A 6,084-nucleotide genomic window follows, 5' to 3' on the forward strand; every position below is an offset into this window, starting at 1 on the left:
TAAAAATAGTTTACACTCTTATTTGAGCGCCCACTATTTTTGGGGAAGTCCAAATTATACTTATTATTTTAATAATGTTAAGGTTATCATACAGGGATCATGTATAAACTGGAAAGAACAGTGCAAAATATATGGATCACAACGTCACAGAGATGGTTCTCTAATCTAATAGACACCTTGGAGTACAGGAATCTGCAGCATGAAGGAAATGAACACAGATCGTCGCACGCTTCTGAAAGGGGCTGTCGCGACATCGCTGGCGTCACTGGCGGGAAATCTCTCGCTGGAAAATGTACAGGCAGCGAAAGCCGACCCGGATTTAATCCGCCGTGAAAACCTCAAAGAAGGGGCCGTCGACTGGCAACTCACGCGGGTGCAGCTCGATAAACGCGATGGTTTTCGTTCTCCCAAGATCGAAGGCTATTGTTCGAAGCAAAGTGTGGCGGCTGGCGACACCATTGATATTATGGTTTCGACACGTCCCGCGCAGGAATTCAAAATCGAAATCTTTCGCACCGGTTATTACGGCGGCCGCGGTGCCCGTCTGATGAAAACCATCGCGCCCCTGCAAGGCAAACCGCAGCCCGTGCCACAGCCGGGCAAAAAGAATCTGCATGAATGTCACTGGGACTCTGCCGTGACATTGACGATTCCAGACGACTGGCCGAGCGGCGTTTATCTGGGACGTCTCTCGACATTGAAAGACAAAACCGGCTATGGCTACTGGCAGAGTTATGTGGTCTTCATTGTGAAAGATGATCGGCCGGCGGATATTCTGTTTCAATGTTCGGACAATACCTGGCAGGCTTATAACAAGTGGCCGAGCAACTATTCGGTCTACACGGATCCCAAAGGGACTCAGGGGCCCTGGGCCGACGTCAGTTTTGATCGGCCTTATGCCAAGTACGCGCAGATTTATGAAAACCCACAGTCAGTCGGTTCGGGAGAATGGCTCTGCTTTGAATTCCCGTTTGCTTACTGGCTGGAAAAAAACGGTTATGATGTGACCTATTGCTCCAACAGCGACATGGTCACCCCGGAGCATGGCTTGAAATGCAAATCATTCCTGTCGGTCGGCCACGATGAATACTGGGACATTAAACAGTATGAGTCGGTCGTGAAAATGCGCGATGCGGGCGTCAATCTGCTGTTCTTCTCCGGTAACTCGGTCTGCTGGGTGACGCCGCTGCTCGACAGTACTGACGGCCGACCGAAACGCATCATGTTTCGCGGCGGCCCTTATGGCGGGAAGTACAAGTATGCGGAAGCACGCGAAAAAGATAACGGCCCGTTTCCGTTCCGCGGACCGGATGAAGGGTATCTGATGGGTTCACGGAATGTGGACCCGGTGAACGGCGGCGGCGACTGGGTCTGTGAATTGCCCGACCACTGGATCTTTGAGAAGACGGGCATGAAAAAGGGGGATGCGATTCCCGGTTTGATCGGCTGGGAATACCACGGCGATCCGCCAGCCGATATTCCCGGTCTGGAAGTGGTGGCGAAGGGGACGGCATTGCAGGGGGGCGTGAATCCACAGCAGTGGACCGCGACCATCTACCCCGGCCCCAAAAACAACTTTGTGTTTAATGCTTCGACCATCTTCTGGTGTCAGGATCTGGCCAGCCCGCCGGGGCACATGCTGCCCTGGTCACACTGGTCGCGTCCACACGGCCCCGATGATCGCGTGCAACAGATCACGCACAACATCATCCGCCGCGCCATTTCGTGATTTCACGTTGCTTTTCGAAATCCAGATCTTTAGCGAACGCCCTCCTGAATCAGGGGGGCGTTTTTTTGATTTCAGGTGTTCCGTTTTTTGCAGTGGGCAAAAGGGCAGATGAGTTACCACCTTGTTCTTAAAATGGAAATCACGAAATCTTCTTAATTGATGTCGAATCTGCAAAATAATTGCCTGACGCGCTGTTAGTGTGAATCGATGCTGGAACGGTGAAGCTCCGCTTCAGAGTTTCCGAAACCCCGATTTTTCTGCTGGATTTCTTTCCGCAAAGAATTCCTTCTGCCTGAATTCCGGTCGTAAGGCAGCTGCGAAAAAAAACAAAAAAATTAGATCGGCGAATCCGTACTATTTATGTTCACTTCATTAAATCTTCGAAATGGAAGTGTATAAAGAGTCTCGTTGACATGCTGGATCACTCATCGCTCACGATTGTGATCTTTTAGCGTCCGAGACCTCTCGACCGGGTTCCTGAATTGAATATTCTGCAGCCACTTTGCAATGCTCCCGGCTTCGCACAGAAATGTGAGGTCATTTTCTCTGCATCATATCGGGTCCATTTATTTATTAATGAGGAAACATGATGTTGTTCACAGACAACCAACCAAAGCGACGCTCCGGTTTTACTCTGATCGAACTGCTGGTCGTGATCGCGATTATTGCCATTCTGATCGCTCTCCTGTTACCCGCGGTTCAGCAGGCCCGAGAAGCGGCCCGACGATCACAGTGTAAAAATAATCTGAAACAGCTTGCTATCGGCATGCATAACTACCATGACACGCATGGCGTACTTCCCTTCGGCTGGGATCAGCGCGGCGCGTCCTGGAGTGCCATGATTCTACCGACGATCGATCAGGCCAATATCTATAACACGCTGATCTTTCAGGAATCGGGCAATGGCAACTGGGACTCCGGTTCTGCCAATACCACGGCCGCAGCGACCCATCTTCCGGTGCTGTTCTGTCCCAGTTCACCGATCAAGAAACACTATGATTTCAATAATATTACCAACCGTGCAACCGGAAGTTACCTGGGCAATTCCGGATCCGAAGCGAGTTCGGATGATGCTGCTTCGAAAGTCGCAGGGACCAAGTCGCTGGAAGAAGTCATTCAGAACGGTTTGTTTTATGCCTGCAGCAGTGTCAGCCTGCGTGATATCAAAGATGGAACATCCAATACCTTCATGTTGTGTGAAACGCAAACGGATATCGAATTCGGAAAAGATGGTCAGTCAATGGATCACTGGGTGATCGGCTCTCCGCAAACGGATCCCTGTGGTTGTAATAATGGGACCGGAGGTACCGAGTTCACCGAGTTTGTCGGTTCCGCTTATCCGCGAATGAATGCCCGCCGCACCGATCCTGCCGCCAGTGGTTACATCATGGAGCTTTCTTACGGTAGCTGGCACGTTGGTGGCGGGCATATTGCATACGCCGACGGTTCCGTGCATTTCATCTCTGAGAATATTGATAAAACCGTGTATAACGGGTTGTCAACCCGCTTCGGCAAAGAAGTGGTCTCGCAATAAACAGATGCCGGCTACGGCATCGTTCCGGTTGTGTGGCTGCGTTCTCTCATGATTAATATAATGTCTGAAGGTATGATTTGTATGAAACCGTTTTGCATTCCCGCTTTGATTTCACCGCGCGTGTTATTCACCGTAGGCCTGTTGGCATTGTTCTCGGGCTGCGGAGGCTCCATTAACGCCGACTATAGTCAGCTCGATCTGGTGGATGTCTCCGGAACCGTTACGCTGGATGGGCAGCCGCTGCCGGGAGCGATGGTGACTTTTGAGGCGAAGGATGGCACGTTTTCCTCCGGCGTGACAGACGAGAGTGGCCGCTTCAACCTGATGTTCAATACTGAAAAGTCCGGCTGTCTGACGGGGGATAAGACGGTTCGGATTAAAGTGGGCGGCGATCTGGAAAATCCGGACGAAGAGACAGAAGGGGAAAGTGAAGCAGGACGGCAGGCGGGATCGCAAATCGTCATCCCCGCGCAATATAATAAAAAATCGACCCTCGAGGTGACGGTGGACGCCAATCACAGATCGTTTGAGTTTGATCTGAAAAGCAAACCTTAACCGGCTGGATTTCAAAACAAAAAGCGGCGTCACATGTTACCGCGTGACGCCGCCCGTTGATTCTACTGGTCCAGTTTTTCTATGCGGGTAATGTGTCGCCCCCCTTCGAAGGGCGTATTCAGCCAGATATCGATGATTTCATACACGTCGTGCAGAGAAACCATCCGCTCCCCCATTGAGATCATGTTCGCATTATTGTGCATGCGGGCCAGACGGGCCGATTTCTCGTTCCAGCAGACCGCACAGCGAACCCCCTTGATGCGATTGGCGGCGATCGCTTCCACGTTCCCCGAACCCCCCAGCACGATTCCCCGTTCGAATTCCCCCGCAGCGACTGCTTTGGCCGCCGGAAAGATAAAGTCCGGATAATCGACCGACTCTGTGGAATCAGTGCCGAAATCTTCCACCTGATACCCGGCTTTCGTGAGGTGCTCAATGATCCGTCGCTTATACCGGTAGCCGGCGTGGTCTGATGCGATCACGATTTTTTTGACAGGTGATTCTGAAGGAGCGGGCGATGTCATTCGTTTAAAATTCTAGCCTGTATCCAGGTTGATGGTCGCGTTTTGAGAGTCTGCGATTCCGCTGCAGACGGGGATCTGAGATCCTCATCTGCATCAGTTTCGCTCTGAAAATGCGTGGGTCTAAAGTGAGAATTATGAATACGTTATAACTATTTGCCGATGCGGTAAAGTTGTGTTTTTGTGCGAATCAGCAGAGTGTCGCCGGCCACCGCGAAGGAAGCCAGTGTGGGTGCTTTGAGATGGTTGCGGCCGATCTCTTTGTACTTTTTCCCGGGAGCGATGATGGTAGTTTCGCCTTCTTCGCTCTGAAAGTAAATCTTCCCGTCGGCAAAGAGTGGGGAAGCAGAGTAATTCCCGCCTACCCGTTCTTTCCAGATGAGTTCGCCAGTCTTCGCATCGAAACACTGCGCAATCCCCTGGTCACTGACGGAATAGAGTTCGTCCCCGACCACGAGTAAAGAAGGGGTATGGGGAATCTGGCTTTTGTTGGACCAGGCCAGATGCGTGTCTGTCACATCCCCTTTGCCGTCCGGACGAATCGCCAGCAGTGAAGGGCGGTCGTAGCTGGTGGTCACGAAAATCAGGCCGTGACTGAAAATCGGACGCGGGATCACCGAGTATCCCGAGTAATTCAGATGCCAGATCTCTTTACCGTCGACAGGCGAGTGACCGGAAATGACGTCGGTTCCCGGGGCGACAATCTGTTTCTCACCATTCACGGTAATAAGTAAAGGGGTTCCGAACGAAAACTTTTTGCGGGTGTCGACATTGCGATCAACCTTCCAGGCGATCTTGCCTGTGTTCCGATCGAGGGCCGCGATGAAATTCGCCCCTTTGCCATCGCAGATAATGACCAGCTTGTCATCGACAATAATCGGCGAGCCGCCATTGCCGTGCTGCATTTCATATTTGAGTTCGTTCGTTTTCCAGACTACATCACCGTCCAGCGTCAGGCAGGCGGTGCCGTGTGTTCCAAAATGCACGTAAATGACTTTGCCGTCGGAAATCGGCGTCGGGCTGGCGTGGCTGTTCTTCTTGTGAATCCGTTGTGCGGTTTCTTTCGTCTGATGAAAGATCTCTTTGTCCCAGAGAATCGCACCGGATTCCAGATTCAGACACACCAACTGTAAAGACTGATCCGGAGACGTTTCTGATTCGGGTGAGACGGCGGTGGTGACATAGACTTTGTCGCCCACCACAATCGGTGAAGACCAGCCGACACCGGGGATATCGGTTTTCCACAGCACGTGTTCGGTCGGGCTCCATTCAACGGGCAATGACTTTTCTGTGGAATGTCCCTGACCGGTGGGCCCGCGAAACTCAAACCACTCTTCCGCCATCAATTGCTGAGACGACAGATAAACGAGGACTGATAGAACGCAAAGACCGGAAATTTTGAAAACGCTCACGTCAGCAAGCCCTCCTGTTCGAGGCTGTGTGCCTGTTCTTGTGTATAGAAACGCTTTTGATCTCGCTTTAATTCTGTCACAATAGAAATAGTCTGGCAAGTAATGCGGCCTGTTACAACAGCTTGTATAGCAAGATATTTTTAACCCCACAAAGATTTAACCAGGAATTCAAATAATTCGTGATCGAGTTCATTGACTCTTTGGAGGGGACGGCTATTATAGACGAACCTGATTGACTTCTGGTGTGCGAAAAAAGTTCGCACATTGGATTTGAATCGTGATCTTTGACAAAATGGTTGGTGGCCCCAAATTTTAAGAGTGGAAGCCGGTACG

At 51.2% G+C, this 6,084-nt stretch carries 5 protein-coding genes; 3 read left to right on the top strand and 2 right to left on the bottom strand.

Annotated elements, in window-relative coordinates:
• The first annotated feature begins 199 nt into the window (after window positions 1-199).
• From Q0294_RS00715 to Q0294_RS00725, 3 genes are all read left to right on the top strand, one after another.
• On the top strand, window positions 200-1,729 hold the full coding sequence (locus tag Q0294_RS00715) for a N,N-dimethylformamidase beta subunit family domain-containing protein (protein ID WP_299459671.1): 1,530 nt from the start codon (window positions 200-202) through the stop codon (window positions 1,727-1,729).
• Between the two features lie 586 nt (window positions 1,730-2,315).
• The gene (locus tag Q0294_RS00720; RefSeq protein ID WP_299459674.1) at window positions 2,316-3,263 is read left to right on the top strand and encodes a DUF1559 domain-containing protein; all 948 of its coding nucleotides are present in this window, start codon (window positions 2,316-2,318) and stop codon (window positions 3,261-3,263) included.
• 81 nt (window positions 3,264-3,344) lie between these two features.
• Complete coding sequence (locus Q0294_RS00725; RefSeq protein ID WP_299459677.1) at window positions 3,345-3,818, top strand: carboxypeptidase-like regulatory domain-containing protein; 474 nt, start codon at window positions 3,345-3,347, stop codon at window positions 3,816-3,818.
• 62 nt (window positions 3,819-3,880) lie between these two features.
• Here the strand turns inward: Q0294_RS00725 and rpiB are convergent, their stop codons facing one another.
• Together rpiB and Q0294_RS00735 are read right to left on the bottom strand one after the other, a co-directional pair.
• Window positions 3,881-4,342: a ribose 5-phosphate isomerase B gene (gene rpiB, locus Q0294_RS00730; RefSeq protein WP_299459680.1), complete on the bottom strand. Its 462-nt coding sequence runs from the start codon at window positions 4,340-4,342 to the stop codon at window positions 3,881-3,883.
• Between the two features lie 149 nt (window positions 4,343-4,491).
• Window positions 4,492-5,751 carry a PQQ-binding-like beta-propeller repeat protein gene (locus tag Q0294_RS00735; protein WP_299459683.1) on the bottom strand — a complete coding sequence of 420 codons (1,260 nt, stop codon included), beginning with the start codon at window positions 5,749-5,751 and terminating at the stop codon, window positions 4,492-4,494.
• Window positions 5,752-6,084 lie beyond the last annotated feature (333 nt).

Source organism: uncultured Gimesia sp. (assembly GCF_937919775.1).
Classification (GTDB): domain Bacteria; phylum Planctomycetota; class Planctomycetia; order Planctomycetales; family Planctomycetaceae; genus Gimesia.

Coding starts and splice junctions, on each gene's coding strand:
- Q0294_RS00715 (WP_299459671.1), top strand. CDS start 200: ATGAAGGAAATGAACACAGATCGTCGCACGCTTCTGAAAGGGGCTGTC.
- Q0294_RS00725 (WP_299459677.1), top strand. CDS start 3,345: ATGAAACCGTTTTGCATTCCCGCTTTGATTTCACCGCGCGTGTTATTC.
- Q0294_RS00720 (WP_299459674.1), top strand. CDS start 2,316: ATGATGTTGTTCACAGACAACCAACCAAAGCGACGCTCCGGTTTTACT.
- rpiB (WP_299459680.1), bottom strand. CDS start 4,342: ATGACATCGCCCGCTCCTTCAGAATCACCTGTCAAAAAAATCGTGATC.